Annotated in this window: 11 protein-coding genes; 3 read left to right on the top strand and 8 right to left on the bottom strand. The window is 46.9% G+C overall.

Annotation, left to right across the window (positions count from 1 at the left end; all coding sequences use genetic code 11):
- Positions 1–10: 10 nt before the first annotated feature.
- Positions 11–2,257: a PAS domain S-box protein gene (locus M4J38_RS08050; protein WP_251759035.1), complete on the top strand. Its 2,247-nt coding sequence runs from the start codon at positions 11–13 to the stop codon at positions 2,255–2,257.
- Between the two features lie 74 nt (positions 2,258–2,331).
- On the opposite strand, the gene M4J38_RS08045 is transcribed toward M4J38_RS08050, so the two are convergent.
- From M4J38_RS08045 to M4J38_RS08020, 6 genes are all read right to left on the bottom strand, one after another.
- A complete protein-coding gene (locus M4J38_RS08045; RefSeq protein WP_251759034.1) occupies positions 2,332–3,318 on the bottom strand; it encodes a T9SS type A sorting domain-containing protein in 987 nt (328 codons plus the stop codon).
- 7 nt (positions 3,319–3,325) lie between these two features.
- Positions 3,326–4,432, bottom strand: a complete 1,107-nt coding sequence (locus tag M4J38_RS08040; RefSeq protein WP_251759033.1) for a tail fiber domain-containing protein — start codon at positions 4,430–4,432, stop codon at positions 3,326–3,328.
- Positions 4,433–4,749: 317 nt separating this feature from the next.
- Positions 4,750–4,953, bottom strand: a complete 204-nt coding sequence (locus M4J38_RS08035; protein ID WP_251759032.1) for a hypothetical protein — start codon at positions 4,951–4,953, stop codon at positions 4,750–4,752.
- Positions 4,954–5,029: 76 nt separating this feature from the next.
- Positions 5,030–5,389, bottom strand: coding sequence for a TfoX/Sxy family protein (locus M4J38_RS08030; RefSeq protein WP_251759031.1), 360 nt, complete (start codon positions 5,387–5,389; stop codon positions 5,030–5,032).
- Between the two features lie 126 nt (positions 5,390–5,515).
- Positions 5,516–7,270 carry a T9SS type A sorting domain-containing protein gene (locus M4J38_RS08025; RefSeq protein ID WP_251759030.1) on the bottom strand — a complete coding sequence of 585 codons (1,755 nt, stop codon included), beginning with the start codon at positions 7,268–7,270 and terminating at the stop codon, positions 5,516–5,518.
- A gap of 598 nt (positions 7,271–7,868) precedes the next feature.
- The gene (locus tag M4J38_RS08020) at positions 7,869–8,195 is read right to left on the bottom strand and encodes a hypothetical protein (protein ID WP_251759029.1); all 327 of its coding nucleotides are present in this window, start codon (positions 8,193–8,195) and stop codon (positions 7,869–7,871) included.
- A 48-nt stretch (positions 8,196–8,243) separates the two neighbouring features.
- Here M4J38_RS08020 and M4J38_RS08015 point away from each other — a divergent pair, with 48 nt between their 5' ends.
- The gene (locus tag M4J38_RS08015) at positions 8,244–11,354 is read left to right on the top strand and encodes a TonB-dependent receptor (RefSeq protein ID WP_251759028.1); all 3,111 of its coding nucleotides are present in this window, start codon (positions 8,244–8,246) and stop codon (positions 11,352–11,354) included.
- Positions 11,355–11,365: 11 nt separating this feature from the next.
- Entirely contained in the window at positions 11,366–13,339 is a 1,974-nt protein-coding gene (locus M4J38_RS08010) for a RagB/SusD family nutrient uptake outer membrane protein (protein WP_251759027.1), read from the top strand.
- 143 nt (positions 13,340–13,482) lie between these two features.
- Here the strand turns inward: M4J38_RS08010 and M4J38_RS08005 are convergent, their stop codons facing one another.
- Positions 13,483–14,643: a cytochrome-c peroxidase gene (locus tag M4J38_RS08005; RefSeq protein WP_251759026.1), complete on the bottom strand. Its 1,161-nt coding sequence runs from the start codon at positions 14,641–14,643 to the stop codon at positions 13,483–13,485.
- A gap of 11 nt (positions 14,644–14,654) precedes the next feature.
- A complete protein-coding gene (locus M4J38_RS08000; protein ID WP_251759025.1) occupies positions 14,655–16,202 on the bottom strand; it encodes a DUF6850 family outer membrane beta-barrel protein in 1,548 nt (515 codons plus the stop codon).
- Position 16,203: the final 1 nt, after the last annotated feature.

Genomic DNA, 16,203 nt, shown 5'->3' with positions numbered 1-16,203 from the left:
ACCTTCCTTAATGAAAAATAGTACCCCTTTCAGCAGTACGCTTGTGAGCTTGAATACATTGCTGCCGCAGCCTGAAATATCCGGCCCGCTTCCTTATGAAGCACTTTTCTTACAACACCCCTATCCATTGTGGATCGTGGAGAAAAAAACCGGAAGGTTCCTGGAGGTGAACGAGGCAGCCATTACGCACTATGGTTATTCAAGGGAAGAATTCCTTGAAATGACGGTTGATCAGATCAGGCCCCTGGAAGATGTGGAAAAGCTGAAAAAGGTGGCTGGCGTGCCATCCGGTGGCTCCATCGTGCACAAGGGGGTATGGCGCCATTACAAGAAGGGACAGGTACTGATAGATGTGGAAATCACGTCGCATACTGTTTACGCGGAAGGCAGGGAACTGATTATTGTAGCCGCCGCCGACATTACCGATGCGCTGAAATGGAGAAAGGAACTGGAAAACGCCATCAGTATTTACCAGACTGTATCTAAGGCCACAAGCGATACCATCTGGAACTGGAACCTTCAAACAGGTAAAGTGGAATGGAACCAGGCGCTGAAAGGATTATTCGGGTATGAACGCAGCCAGGAAACAAACGAGATCGCCTGGAAGATGCAGTGTGTTCACCCCGATGACAGGGCAAGGATTGAAGCAAGTATTCAACATCACCTCGCAGGAGATGAGAAAAAATGGAACGAAACTTACCGGTTCCTTTGCAGGGACGGGAGTTACAGGTATATTCAGGACCGAGGCTTTGTGGTGCGGGATAAAGCAGGGAAGCCCGAAAGAATGATCGGCTCGATGCAAGACATTACGCGGCAAAAGCAGGAAGAGCAGCATCTCAGGTTACTGGAATCCGTCATCACCACTTCCACGGATGCTATTCTCATCACCGCAGCGGAAGATATTGATAGTCCGGGACCAAAGATCACGTATGTGAACAAGGCTTTTTCAGACATGACGGGCTACACGGCCGCCGAAGTGATTGGCCGGTCTCCGAGGCTGTTGCAAGGTATACGCACCAGTCGCGAAGAATTGTCGCGACTTAAAAACGCGTTGATCAATAAAGTTCCTTTCGAAGGCGAATTACTCAACTACAGGAAAGACGGCAGCATATTCTGGAACCAGGTTTCCATTGTTCCGGTTATGGACGAACAAGGAATCTGTACCCATTTCATTTCGATCCAGCGTGATGCAACGGAGAAGAAACGCAAGGAGGAAGAAGTACTAAGGATCAAACAGAACACGGAGGCGATGATTAATAGTATAGATGGATTCGTGTGGTCGGTTTCGCCGGAGTTTAAACTGATTTCCGCCAACCAGGCGTTCAAAACATATTTTGGACATGTATTGGGGCATACGCCTGATGAAGGAGAATCGGTACTCTACGAACAGTTAGGTGCGGAACGCATCCAGCGGTGGCGTGCCCATTACCAACAGGCATTTGAAGGTAAAACGGCAACCATTACCGAAACAGAACCCTCGCCGGATGGCCGCTCGGTACACCATGCGCTGGTGACCCTTAACCCGATCTATAACCAGGAAGGAACCGTAATTGGGGCCGCCTGTTATTCCAAAGATGTGACCCAGCTCCGTTTGATGCAGGAAAAGCACAGCCGGGAACTTGTCCGGAAAGAGCAGCAAATGACCAAGGCCATCATCCGTACGCAGGAGAAGGAGCGGGCCTTTATCAGCCGGGAGTTACATGATAACGTGAACCAGATTCTCGCCACCGCGAAAATTACCCTCGACCTTGTGAGCGGCACGGATGAGGCGCAGCAAATGTGGGTGGGCAAATCCAAAACTTATATCGATATGGCCATCAATGAAATCCGGGGACTTTCCCACCAACTGGCCCCGGTAGACATCATGCGGCCGGGATTTGGCAATTCTGTGCATGACCTGCTGCAGCAATTCAATGCCGACGGCAGGTATGACATATTCTTCGACAGTGCGCAATTCAGGGAAACACCAGCCATTCAAAAAGAACTCGCCATTAACCTGTACCGGATTTTACAGGAACAACTCAATAATATTGAAAAGTATGCCAACGCTTCGCGCATCGATGTTGTATTGATCCGCAACGCAAGAAAAATCTACCTGGAGGTAAGGGATGATGGAGCGGGCGCGGATATGGCCAGCATAAGCGGGGGCATCGGCCTGAGGAACATGGAATACAGGACCGCCTTGTTCCACGGGCAGTTGAAGGTGGACACTGCCCCCGGGAAAGGATTCAGGTTGAAGGTGGAGGTTGCTTGCTGAAGAGGTGGGGATAATAATAAGTCCTGAAGGGTAACCATTAAATTACCGCTTCAGGACTTATTCATAAAACAAACTTACTGAACAACAATCGGAAGCCGTAAGCTGACGCCTGTTGATGTAAATACGCTTACGGTGTAAATGCCATGTATTAAAGAAGTAAGTTCATACCTGGTTTGCGGTGTGCTCCAGGTTTTCACTAATCTTCCATTACTATCGTGGATCGTTACCGCGGTGATTTTAGCTATATCAATTCCTGAGATGGCGAAGAAGCCGTTCGCAGGATTGGGATATAGGGTAATGCTTTCAGGTTGGTTTGTTCCATTCACAGCAACAACTGGTGAAAGCGTGAAGCGTCCATCCTTATCTGTTTGTCTGATTCTGTAGTACAGTCTGGCTGCATGGTTCACAAAATCAGCATGTTCATACCTGCTGGCGAGCGGAAGGTTTTTTGCCTTTATGCCTGTGGCTGCCAATACCCAATTCCTGGAATCAATGCTTCGCTCCACATCAAAATGACTCACATTATATTCCTGGAAGGTTTCCCATGTTACGCGGATGGTTTCAGCTGTCCGGAGCGCGCTTATTTTTCCCCACTGAAGTGGTAATGGTGCGCCAATTGAAAGCATCATCTCCTGCAAGGGAATATTGGAAAGGCCCGATGCCAAAAGGTAATTGTCGGTTGTGTTGATTGTGGGCGTTCCTGCATTCACCCAGGCTGAACCGTTATAAACAGTGAGCTGAAGTTGTGATTCATCCAGCCCGTTCAAATCAGCATCTGAATAATCAAATCTTATTTCCCCACTGAATATGGCGTTTGCGTTTCCGAAATTATAGACACCCGGCATATAAGCGGCGGGAAAAGAATTGGAAACGGTTTCGTTCCTTTGAATATTCATGCCGCTTGTCTGAAAACCCGATGAAGGGGTCAGCGTTAAGCCGGGTGCTCCGAAACTGGTGCCGCTATTAATGGTGAGTACGGCATCGGGTGATACATAGATTTGCTGTGCCGTTGCAGCAAAGCAAGTTCCCGCCATAACCACCATGACAAATAGTTTTCTCATAGGTAGATTATTTTTTGGTCGGGAAAAAATGGAAACGTTTATTGAACAGTACACCGCCAACCAATAATACTAACGCGAGCATGGTAAGATAAACAGGGAAGCCGGCCGTGTTGTTGTTGAGCCTTGATTCAATATCTTCCAGTCTTTTGCGCAGGTCTTTGTTTTCATCCTGTAGTTTTTTTATGGCTTCAGCTTGTCCGATGGAGCGTTCATCCAAGGCCTGAACGGCCGCAAGTGCTATGCCATCGGCATCAACGGTTCCAATGGTTTTATCATCTCCGCCAAGGCCAAAAGCGGCGTGAAAATCCTGTGCGGTAGGGCCTATGTGACGGATATTGTCCGGCTCCACTTTATAGCTCCATTTCTGGATATCTAGCCCACGCAATTTTTGCAACACTTCTTCTCCGGATACAGGTTCAAACAAATGTTTACGGTTCACATCCGATGTGTTCTGCCAAACCCCCGCGGTAGTGAGCATGGCACCTGTTGAAGTGGAGATCACCGCGTTTGACTGTCCCCAGTTACTAACAGATGCACCGGATTGAATTGTAACACCTGTACTAAGGTTTGAGCTGGTGAATAGCCTGAAGCCACCGCTCACCCTCCAGGTAGCTGAGTGGTTTACGCCCGCGCGCACGGTATCAACAGAAGATCGATCCGCAAATACGAAACTTCCCTGACGTGCATTCGTATGGGAATGATAGCCTAGCGCCACGGAAGCTGCGCCACTGGCTGTATTCTGATCGCCCATAGTGAACGCGGCGAACCCCGAAGCCAGGCAAAGCCTCCCAAGTGCTACTGAGTTTGTCCCCAATGCTATATTACCTTCTCCCAAACCGATGGAAAAGTCACCAATACTTGCGTTATCCCATTGTGTGCCACTGGCATAGCCAGCACGGAAAGCCGCTTTTTCAGGATACCATAATAAACGTGTGCCTGCACCTTCCGCCACGATACTGCCGCCAGTGCCGGTATATTCGCCGCCGAGCAGGAACCCGCCACTCTTATAAAGGCTCATTCTGTGGTTCAGGCTGTTGTCCTTTACCGCCATCAATGTATCTGGTGTTTGTGCCTGACTCATCAAAGGTGCAAGAATGGTGAAGGCTGCTAACAAGTTTGTGCGTGTACGATGCTTTTTTCGGATAAATGTAATGCTGTTCATTGGAATTGAGTTTAGTTCATACGATATAGAGAAGAATACGAATATCACACCTAAGATATTGTCTTATAGAACACTAAAAAATATTCTTTTTATGTAATAATATTAAGCGGAGTCAAAATAAAAACAGGCTTTAACTTAATTTAAGTGTTTCCTATTAGTAGGATAGTATGAAGAAGGTATTCTGTTGAAGATTGGACCTATTTAAAACTCCTAAGGACATCCTTTACTTATGAAGTAATGGTACAGTTAGTGGGGAAGTTAATATTCCGCTAGGGCTGCTTATTATTTCCCTGCTCCCTTTTATTTTTTTTCAACATCAAAAAAATCGCGACAACAAAAGTGATCAGGTAAACGGCATCCAGTGCGGGTTTTTTAAACGTAAAAGTGCTGAAGTCTGTATCACTGATTAAGGCGATGCCTATGGGAAATGCTATAAGCGCGAATACTATGTTGAAGCCGATATTGTTTTTCATGAAGTAGGTGGTTCTGTCGCTGGCAAAATAAATACATTTTTAAATCTGCATTTATATTTATTACAACATGCCGTTGCTACGATTGCTTTTTAGTTTTTTTCTTTGATGCCTTTGCCTGCTCATTGAATGCCAGGCAAAGGTTAATCCAGTATTCAAAATCTTTTTTGTTTTTAAACCCGGAGGGCTCCACATAACAGTATCCTTTGTATGGTTTTCCTTTCATGATCATGGGCCGGTATCCTTTACGCGCCGCTACTTCCTGTAAAAGTGAGGGATCGAAACGGCACATTAAATTTTCACCGCTTACATTCACGCACATCTTTCCATTGACCATAAACGCCAGTCCCCGAAACATTTCTTTTTCTTCGATGTCATATTTTTCAAACTGCGACAAATATGTTCTCACCTGTTCTGCAAGTTGTGTGTTATAAGACATATTTCCGTTTATGCTGATGAAGATTGTAATAGGTAAGATAAAGAAAAGAAACAAAAAGTGCCGGCCCAATTAAGAACCCGGCACCTTATATTAATAACCTTGATGAAACCGTTTACGGCATTTATTTTACTGCCGGATGAACCGCACCGTCTGGCCATCGCCCAGGCGAACATGGTACATGCCCGCGGGTAAAGCAGAAACTGAAATAGTATTTACTACTTTCAGCAAAACGCCTCCGGATACCATTTGCCCGTTCAAACCATAAATCTGGTACGATGCACCGGGTGTAGTGTTTTCTATGGTAATGCTGTTTCCGGGAACAGGGTTAGGAGACAATCTGACATCGCTTACCCCGTTGTTGCGCAATACGCGCGTACCGGCCACGGTTAACTTGCCATCGAGGTCATGCTGTAGCAGGCGGTAATGTACGATCGGGGCGGTTCCGATGGGATCACTGAAGGAATAGCGGTTAACCAGGTTGCTATTGCCTGCTCCATTCACAGTGCCTATGCGGGTGAAGTTGCGTGCGTCGGTGCTTTTTTCTATGGAGAAGTGGCTGTTCTGCGTTTCCGCTGAGGTTTCCCATTCCAGTTGAGCGGTTCCGTTCCGGAGGTACGCCGTAAAACTGCGCATAGTAACGGGCAGGGTGCCACTGTTGGAGAAATTCTGGAAAACACCCACCACATCGTTGTCGCCGTCAGGATAATATTCTATCCAACCATCTCCATAGTCTTCCACGTAAACACTTTTATAATAAGAGATCAGGTAGCTGAAGCCGGATACTTTTCCCGGAGCCACAAGTGTGGAAGGGGAGTTGAACCAGCGCCCGTCGTCGATTTGTTCCTGCTGTACGCCGCTGTTGTTAAACCGGAGAAAGGATACGCTGTAATCGAGATCGCTGGGGTCGGATGGATAGCGTTTGGTAGAGATGGGTACATAGTAACCTTCCTGTCCCGCGGTATGATTGAGAAAAACGCTTGAAATGTTGTAGTCGGATGGTTGTGATACAGCCGTTCCGTTGGCGGTACCATCCGCGTTGTAAAACCTTCTCCAGTAAGTGCCATAAGTGGTTCCGTAAAATATGGCGTAGGTACCATCCAAGAGGCCCACCGGGTTTAGGGGATAAAAATCCGGCCCCGAGTTGTGTATAGTAAAATGCGTATTGCCGTCAACCGGAATATTTGTTCCGCTGGCGTTGTACAATTGTCCGCGGAGTGCGCCACCCGATAGGAAATAAACGACCATGAAATTGCCGTTGGTGCCGGCTGCAACACGTCCTGTACGAACATTGGCGCCTGAAAGCACGATGTCGCTGCCTTCAGGCGTCCCTTCCGCGGAAATTATTCTAAAGGCGTAAGTGCTGTTGTCTGTACGCTGGAACAAAGCTACAATCTTTCCGTTGGAAAGTTTGGTCAGCGAAAAAAAGCGGGTAAGCTGGTTGCCGGGATCGGTGGAGTTCACTACACCACTGGAAACCAGCGTACCGTCTGGCGCTATTACAATATAACGTGCATTGTCATATGTTTTTGTATCGGTGGAGCCGGCGTAATAAACTATAAATAAATTGCCATTATCGAGTGATATCACATCATACTGTGTTTGGCTGTGGTTGGAGGTGGGCCATGTAAAATAGTCTGAGAACTGCGAAGAGCGGACCACGGCGCCATTTTCATCCAGGGTAACAAGACTGCTGTTCCCGGTGGTATAGTTTCTGGCGATGTAAGCCAGGTTGGTACTGTTGGGAAAGGAATACAAGGTATATCCGGAGATCGGGATACTTGCACTGGTGTTGTCGTGAACGAAATGTTTGGTGGTTTGGCTGAATAAGGCGGAACAATACAAGAAGAGTGCAGTAAGCAGCAATGCTGGTTTAAGCGTCATGGGTTTATAAGATTTAGATAATAATTTTTCTACAGGATTGGTGAAAACGCGGTTGCTAAATTAATAGTTCTCTTATTCGTTAGTAAGTGTTAAAAAGAATAAGAATGCACAATAAATATTAACTCTTATTTAAAAATATCTTTTACACGTATTTAAGGCGAATACTTCAAACCCCTTTACAGCAAAGCATTTCATGAATTTGTAATGTGGAAATAAAGATGTTGATAATTGTCAAAAAATACCCGAATTCAATTTTCGCATATGCATTGAATGGAAAAAGAATGTTATGAGACAGAAATTGAACTCGCCGCATGATTACGTGATTTAGCTCCATATTTTATGCGGGCGTTACATAACCCGAATACCTTTCAACATATTTGTGTGCCGGATTGCCAAACAATAATTTAATAAGGATGCAAGGCGAAGAACTGCCAGACAATATCCGCACTTCTTATTATTGTTCATTCTACTGCTGGAATTTAATAAGTGTTGATATCAGGTAATCTTATGCAATCGGTTACCTTTTATCATTATTGATACTATTTTATCTACCATCGGAAATTAAACATCTGAAATAATCAGTATTTACCTGCGGTAGTTAATTGAAGAATAACTGAATCGGCGTTTTTTTCCAAGTGTTCAATAATTTTATGCAATCGGTTGCTATTTTCGATTTTTTGCCTATTTTCGTTTCCGGCAAGCTGTAACAAGCTTGCGAACGATTGAATTTTAAATAAACAATGCTGTATGGAACGTACGATTGCTCTTTCCCGCGCGCCATCATTTTTGTTATCGGTTCAGCGCCTTTATTACTTCTTCTTAAAGTTCTAATTAGTAAAACTCCTCTTTTAACCTTATCAAATCCCCGGAAATGAAACTTTGTAACTGTTCTTAAATCATTTGAAATTATGGTCAATGCTTGCACACGTATCAATTTTCAATCTTTAAACATGTTTCAACCAAAACGATGAATATGAAAAAAAATGAAACCCGGAAAAAGTATCATCAACTCAAGCTTTTACGGGAAAAAACAATTGCTTTTACTTTATTACTTGGGCTCCTTTTATTTACCGGAACGGCGGTATTCGCTCAGAATACTGTTCGCGGAAAGGTGACGAACCCAGACGGGGAGCCAATAATTGGCGCTTCCGTGATTGTAAAGGGTACATCGGTGGGCACAAACACCGGGGAAGACGGCAGCTTTTCCATCACGGCCGCCAAAGGAGCGGTGTTGGTGATTTCCAGCATTAATTATACCGTAAAGGAAGTTACCGTAGGAGATGAAACTACCATCAATATTCAACTTGCAAGATCAGAAAGTGACCTTGGAGAAGTAGTTGTTGTAGGGTATGGCACACAAAGGAAGGAAGCGGTGACCGGCTCCGTTGCCTCCATAGGTGGCGAAAAATTAAGAGAAGTGCCCGCACCTAACATTTCACAGGCTTTGCAAGGCCGCCTGGCCGGAGTGGAGATATCTCAAACATCCACCAGACCAGGTGCCACAATGCAGATCCGTATACGCGGAACACGTTCACTTACCGCAGACAACAATCCATTAATTGTACTGGATGGTATTCCATTTTTGGGCTCACTGGCCGATATCAACCCCAATGATATCAAAAGTTTAGACGTACTGAAAGATGCTTCCGCCACAGCAATCTATGGTTCACGCGGCGCCAATGGTGTGATATTGATTACAACAGATAAAGGCGCGAAGAACCGTGGTGCACGCATCAACTACAGCAGCTATGTGGGCACGCAGGAAGTGTTCGCCAAATACCCAATGATGGACGGCCCAAAATTAGCCAAGCTACGCGCTGATGCTGGCAATCTGTATCAAAATGGTCCGGATGAAGCGAATGACATCAATACCGACTGGCAGGATTTATTCTACCAAACTGGCATCGTAACGGACCACAACATCAGCCTTTCGGGGGGGACCACAACGGGCAATTACAATTTTGGTGGCGGGTATTACCTTAACCAGGGCGTGATCCCAACACAGCAATACAAAAGATACACATTGAGAGGCGCCCTGGACCAGGAAGTGGGCAAACACTTTAAGTTTGGATTAACCACCAACAGCAATTATAATGTTAGTGAGGGTAATCAGGTGGGACTTTATAGTACATTAAGTATGTCTCCGCTAAGTACTCCATTTAATGCCGATGGTACCACCAAAAGAAGTATCCGCATGATCGCTGATAATCAGTTCGTATATACCAAAGATGTGATTGAGAGTTTACGTGACAGTAGCCAGTGGTTAGATGAAACACGCGGGGTCGCTTCTTACAACGCATTGTACGGAGAAGTAAAAGCCCCTTTTTTAACGGGCCTTAAATACAGGGCAAATCTCGGACTTGATTTTATTCAAATTAATAATGGTAACTATACTGGTCCTGGAGTTGGCGATGCACTTAACCCGACCACCGCATCTGCTGCATCAGTAGACAACAGGACCACTTACCACTGGACCCTGGAAAACCTGCTGAGCTTTGACCGCACATTCGGAGGAAAGCATACAATAAATGCTGTGGCGCTCTATTCCGTGGAACAATTTAGAAATACCCGTTCCAATATGGCCGCAAGGGATATTCTCGCAAATGAATTTCAGTTTTACAACCTGGGACAAGCAGCGGGCCAAATTACCGTCAACCCGGATAACCAGAATTATACATTGTGGGGGCTGAAGTCTGCCATGGGAAGGGTGATGTACTCCTATGATAATAGGTATATGATCTCCGCCACGCTTCGTTCAGATGGTTCTTCCAGGCTGGCGCCAGGAAATAAATGGTACACTTATCCCGCCGTATCTGTGGGCTGGAATATTACCAATGAATCATTTATGCAGAATATAAGTGCTATTACAAACCTCAAACTTCGCGCGGGATTTGGTAAAACTTCCAATCAGGCCGTGGATCCCTATTCAACGCTGGGCAGGTTAACAACCCGGCCTTATAATTTTGGCCCTACAAATTATAGTACAGGACTCTTCGTTTCACGGCTGCCTACCGCTGAGCTTGGCTGGGAGTTTTCCAAAACATGGAACGTTGGCATTGACTTTTCCCTCCTCAGAAACAGGCTCTCGGGTACTGTAGAATACTATGTTACCAATACCGAGGATGTTTTGCTTGATCTCGACCTTCCGCCAACGAGTGGCGTACCGCTTGTCGCCAGTAATATCGGCACCACTCAAAACAAAGGCTTTGAATTGGCGCTAAACGGAACCATTATTGATAACTTGAATGGCTGGAGCTGGGATATGGGGGCCAACTTTTACGTAAACAACAATAAACTTACTTCTCTGGCCTCAGGCTTACAAAGAAATGAAGGCAACTGGTGGTTCGTAGGCTACAACATCAACGCGATCTTTGATTATGAAAAAACAGGCCTGTGGCAAAAAGATGATCCTTACCTGAGTATACTTGAGCCGGGAGGAAACGTAGGGATGATTAAAGTGAAGTACACCGGTGATTACGATGCCAATGGTGCACCGGTACGCGCAATCGGACCAGCCGACAGGCAGGTATTGAATGTTGACCCGGATTTCCAGGGTGGCTTTAATACCCGTGTATCTTACAAAGGGTTCGACCTTGGCATCGTGGGCATCTTCCGAAGCGGTGGTATTCTCTTCAGTACATTACATGGTTCCAACGGTTACCTTAACCTGCTTACGGGAAGAAGGAATAATATTGACATAGATTATTGGAGTGAGAGCAATACAGGTGCCAAATACCCGAAACCCGGCGGAATCATCGCCGGTGATAACCCCAAGTATGGCAGTACATTGAGTTATTTCGATGGCTCTTTCCTGAAGATCAGGACCATGACATTGGGTTATGATTTCAACCAAAGCCTGCTCAAAAATGCCGGTGCCAGGTTGCGCATGTATTTCACAGCTCAGAATCCATTTGTAATGTTCTCTCCGTTCCACAAAGAGTCCGGGCTGGATCCGGAAACCAATTCTTTGGGTAATGAGAATGCCGCGGTTAACCTCAGCCAAAACTTGAGGCGCATCCTCACCGTAGGGTTCAATACCCCTTCCACACGCAACTATATTCTGGGTGTTAACCTGACATTTTAAATCATTAGATTATGAAACATTTGTTGATAAAATCATCCATCATAGCTGCCACCGTTGCATTAGCCGGGTGCAGTAAAATACTAGACGAGCAGCCGCGCAGTTTTTATACGCCAGATTTTTTCAGAACAGAGAAAGGTGTTTTAGGCGGTATTACCTCGCAATATGCCCATCTTCGTTTTATTTATGGTCAGCCATATTTTTATAATACACTGGAAACCGGTACCGACGAATATACTTACGCTTCCAGCGCCGATGCCAACTTCCGGGATGCAGACCTGAGCGGTGTCGGAAACCTCAACTCCGCCAGTAGCAGGTCCGATGCTATTTGGGAGGTAACCTTCTCCAACATCAACACAGCAAGTGGTATCATTGAGAATGCTGCAGTAGTAGGCACCATTTCAGCGGCACTGATCGCAGAGGCGAGATTTTTTAGGGCATTTGATTATTTCCTCTTGGTACAAACGTTCGGAGGTGTGCCATTGGATCTCGGTGCGGGTGAACTGAAGTTTAACACTTCCGCCTCCAGGAAATCTGTAAGGAATACAGTGCCCGAAGTATATACCAAAGCTATTTTTCCTGACCTGATACAGGCGATCAATGATCTCCCTGATGGTCCACGCGTAACGGGCGGCGTTACAAAAACAGCGGCCCGGTTGTACCTGGCAAAAGCTTATCTTACTTATGGCTGGTGGCTGCAGAATCCCAATAATATACCTACGTATCCACAAACGGCGAGAACAGATCCCGATGGCAAAGACGCACAATGGTATTTCCAAAATGCATACAATGTAGCGGTTGCGGGTATCGATAATCCCGGTCCTTTCGGTTTGGAAACCAGTTTCTATGACCTTCACCGCGGAGGAAACGACCGCAACAAGGAGATGATTCTCTATGCTGATCATACCCAGGAAAATGAATTTTACAATGGCGCCTGTTTGGCCTGTTTCGATGGTGAAGCAGGAAACGGTAGAAACTCAGCGTCCTGGATGGTGACCTGGAACTATACCGTAATCAGAAGCGCGCCCAACGCGGATGGTACAGGTGCCGGTATCAGCTCTGTTCAGCGGGAAGCAGCACAAGGACTGGGCCGTCCATACACCCGCATGGCCCCTACGATTGGTGCGCTCACTACTACTTTCGCCGACAAAACACTGGATTCCCGTTATGATGGCACTTTCGCCACCGTATACCGGGGCAACTGGCCAAAGGGTGGTACAGCCAACACGGTGCTGTACAATGCTAACGACCTGCCGGTAACACCCGGACAGCCCGTACTGAGTTTCCTGGATGATGAAACACTAGCGCCTCAAATCACTTACCCAACAGGCCCATCTTTCCCGGGCAAATCATCCAATGGAGTAGGGGCAGGCGTGATACCCGGTCGTCCGGATTTTGTGATTACACCACGTGCAATCAGCCGCATCGTATTCCCCAATCTCTGGAAACTGGGCGTTTACAGAACGGACAACGGTTCAGGACTCGGACAACCGAATGCTACCAGCACCCGTCCGTTCAAAATCGCTAAATTCTCCGAATTTTATTTTATCGCGGCTGAAGCTGCCGTAAAAGGCGCTACCACGGTTTCAGGTAAAAGTGCAAGAGAGCTCATCAATGTGATCCGCGCACGTGCCGGAAAGTGGACCTTCTCTAATAAGAACAACGCCGCTTTCGTAGCGGATAACAGTGCGGCGATGACGGCAGCCACTCCGGGTACCATCGACATTGACTACATTCTGGCGGAACGTTCCCGCGAATACTTCGGTGAAGGACACCGCTGGTTCGACCTTGTACGTACTCAGAAATGGAATGAAGTGGCGGGCTCTTATGAAATCGCCGCCGCTACTTACGGCAGCCATACGCCGCAATTGGTGAGGCGTACCATCGAACCCAAACATTACCTGCGCCCCATTCCTATTTTCCAACTGGACAGATTGGACATGACGCCTGAAGAAAAAGCCGCTTACCAGAATCCCGGATACCAATAAGCCTACATTCATACGCAAGCAACACAAGGGACCGCCGTTTTTGGTGGTCCTTTGTTGTTTGTAACGGACAGGATTAATTCAAATCCTCAGACTTAGGATTTTAGCACTTTTCTAATCAGATACTTTCAACGTGATGGTTCATATTATTCATTCCCATAAACCGGTCTTGGCATTCTCCAGGATGTATTGCTGCTGATGGCCTGTAAAAACGCGGCCAGGGCTTTTTTCTCTTCCGCTGAGAGCCCCAGCGGTTTCAGGAGCACTGATGTGGTAGGAAACAGCGAATCTTTTAATTGTTCGTTTCTGGGTTTGGGTCTTGCGCCACCTGCATTATAGAGGTTAATAATCCCGTCTATATCATCGAAAAGGCCATTGTGCATCCATGGACGGGTAAGCATTACGTCGCGCAAGGAAGGGGTCCTGAATTTTCCCACATCTTCTTTTCTTTTGGTCACAGCATACCTTCCGAAGTCCTCAAATTTTCTGCCATAATAACTGAGCCCGATGTTGTGGAATTGCTGATCGGTAAACAGTGGACCATTGTGGCAATTCATACAGCCGGCCTTAGTTCTGAAAATATGAAGACCATAAACCTGTTCATCGCTCATGGTTTTGAATTTCCCTTCCAGGAAAAGATCGAAGGGGGCCTTTCTGCTGGTGATACTCTTTTCAAAAGTGGCGATGGCCTTTGTGATCTGGTCCAGGTGAATCTGTTCGGTACTGAAAACTTCTTTGAATTTTTTCCTGTAAAGTGGGATCGCCGCCAGTTCTTCTTCCAGTTGTCCGGGCAGTTCATGCATCTCCACGTCATTGCTGATCGGAGCTACCGCTTGTTGTTCTAAAGAAGGTGATCTGCCGTCCCAAAAAAAATCACGCAGGTGACCAATGTTGAAAAGGGAGGGCACATTCCGGCTTCCTGCAACATGGTCGTGACCGATACCAGTGGTGCGGCCATTCGTCCAACCCAGTTCAGGCTCATGACAAGTGGCGCAGGATATCTGGTTTGAACCGGATAAACGCGGGTCAAAAAAAAGGAATTTCCCCAGTTCTACCATGGGCCGGAGGGAACTGTCGCCAGCAATAACGGATTCAGGTAATGGTCCCAGTTCCACCCATTGTACAGAAGAATCTGTAACCGGGCGTGGCCATTTGTCAACCGGTGCCTGGTACCATTTCCGGAGGGAATCTGAAAAAGATTTCCATGCGATCCGTTTATCGTCGGGTGTAGGGGGCGTTGTAAATGCCCGGCCAACTGCCAGGGCCGCCGTTATCGCGAGTATGATCCTGAAATTTCTGCCTTTCATGAATGCGCAAGTTAAAAAAGAAATTGTAGTCTGGCCCCTGCATGTAAACGCCTGCCGGATGGAACGAACGGATCGGCTTTGTTTAATGGGGTGTCATATCCGTTCAACGCATTATCACAATTCGCGAACAGCGAACAGCGCATATATTTTCCCGGTAGTAACTGGTGAATATAGGTAACCGCGGTACCGGTTTTAAACTGATCCGTTTGCGCGTACTGTGCGTTGGGATAAGCCACGGCCTGGGTGAAGAGGTTGATTTGTGACGGGGGAGCATTGAGGTAACTCAATGTATTTACCCGTGCGCCAAAAGTTCCATAGACTTCCCATCCATTTTTTTCCCTGACCGGGAACCGTTTAGATGCCGAAAAATCAACGGTTACGGCTGCGTCCATCGCGTCGTGCTGTGTATTGCCGTCCTGCCACTGTTGTTGCGAAAATCCTGTCTGGCCCTGGAATAACCATCCTGAAACGTATCCTGATTTATGTTGAAACCTTACACCGAATGCCGCCTGTTTGCGGCTGTACCTGTAATTGAATCCATTCAGCAATACTTTATTAAAATCCTCCCCGGTCTTCATATCCCATAGCAGAAATGCCATCAGGCCACGTTTTATCCATCTGTGGTTTCCCTGGAACGCATTCAGCGTGTACATGCCGAGTTCATCGAATATTACGCCTGAGGCGCCGGTTGTTTCCCTGAAACTGCTGTCGGTCTGGCGACTGTAACGCACCTGGTGGAACATGGTTCCTCCAGCCATGGGCATGCTGAGTTGAATACCGGTGCGCCATAGCTTCACGCGTTGTTCCATGCGAAGTGCGGCCCGGTAACGGTAGAAGCCATACCCCAGGAAATCATACACGATGTAATCCACTGCCGCGGGCGTGTTGTTATCGTCATCATTACTATAGGTTACTCCCTGTTCAGCAGACCCGTATCCGTAGGAGGCATCCAGGTGTATTTTAAACGCATTGCGTTTGTACCCTACACCTGCGGAAAAGTCTACCTGGTGGTTGTTCATTTGGGGTCTGGGATCATTGCTCCTGGCGCCCGCTCCTGCCTTATACCGGACGCCGCCTCCGGCCATCCAGTTCTGATGCAGTGGCAGCATGAGGTTTCCGCCGATCTGGTATTGTTCATCATCCCAGTTACCGGCCTTTCTGGATGCGTAATAATAGGGATTGCCTTCTGCGGTTAAGGGTTCACGTGGAGCCAGACTCCATGATACACTGTCGTGCAGGTGTCGGGCATAACCAAAATACCCGCTCAGCAAAAGTTTGTTCAGGGGTTGCCAGCCATAGGTTTCCACAGTGATGTCTCGCTGCGTTCTGGCCACCTGACTTTTCCTCAGGCCGCCGCTTTTATAGTCATATAGCAGGGTAACCACATTCATGCTGTCGCTTGGAAGCATCCACGCGCCGCCCTGCACGGTAACTGCATTTTTATACCAATCGTTTAAAGTGCCGGTGGCATCAAAAGAAAGTTTACCGCTTTGCGTGAAAGCGGTAAACGGAAATGCCAGTACCAGGAATAGAGAAATATTGTGGAATCTGCTGTACATG

The sequence above is a fragment of the Parasegetibacter sp. NRK P23 genome (genome assembly GCF_023721715.1).
Classification (GTDB): Bacteria; Bacteroidota; Bacteroidia; order Chitinophagales; family Chitinophagaceae; genus Parasegetibacter.
Note: the sequence above shows the minus strand (reverse complement) of the source record. Positions and strands in the feature narration are given on the sequence as shown.

What these genes read in the sequence shown, in the direction of transcription:
- M4J38_RS08045 (WP_251759034.1), bottom strand. Translation starts at nt 3,318, where the DNA reads ATGAGAAAACTATTTGTCATGGTGGTTATGGCGGGAACTTGCTTTGCT.
- M4J38_RS08030 (WP_251759031.1), bottom strand. Translation starts at nt 5,389, where the DNA reads ATGTCTTATAACACACAACTTGCAGAACAGGTGAGAACATATTTGTCG.
- M4J38_RS08035 (WP_251759032.1), bottom strand. Translation starts at nt 4,953, where the DNA reads ATGAAAAACAATATCGGCTTCAACATAGTATTCGCGCTTATAGCATTT.
- M4J38_RS08050 (WP_251759035.1), top strand. Translation starts at nt 11, where the DNA reads ATGAAAAATAGTACCCCTTTCAGCAGTACGCTTGTGAGCTTGAATACA.
- M4J38_RS08010 (WP_251759027.1), top strand. Translation starts at nt 11,366, where the DNA reads ATGAAACATTTGTTGATAAAATCATCCATCATAGCTGCCACCGTTGCA.
- M4J38_RS08025 (WP_251759030.1), bottom strand. Translation starts at nt 7,270, where the DNA reads ATGACGCTTAAACCAGCATTGCTGCTTACTGCACTCTTCTTGTATTGT.
- M4J38_RS08015 (WP_251759028.1), top strand. Translation starts at nt 8,244, where the DNA reads ATGAAAAAAAATGAAACCCGGAAAAAGTATCATCAACTCAAGCTTTTA.
- M4J38_RS08000 (WP_251759025.1), bottom strand. Translation starts at nt 16,202, where the DNA reads ATGTACAGCAGATTCCACAATATTTCTCTATTCCTGGTACTGGCATTT.
- M4J38_RS08005 (WP_251759026.1), bottom strand. Translation starts at nt 14,643, where the DNA reads ATGAAAGGCAGAAATTTCAGGATCATACTCGCGATAACGGCGGCCCTG.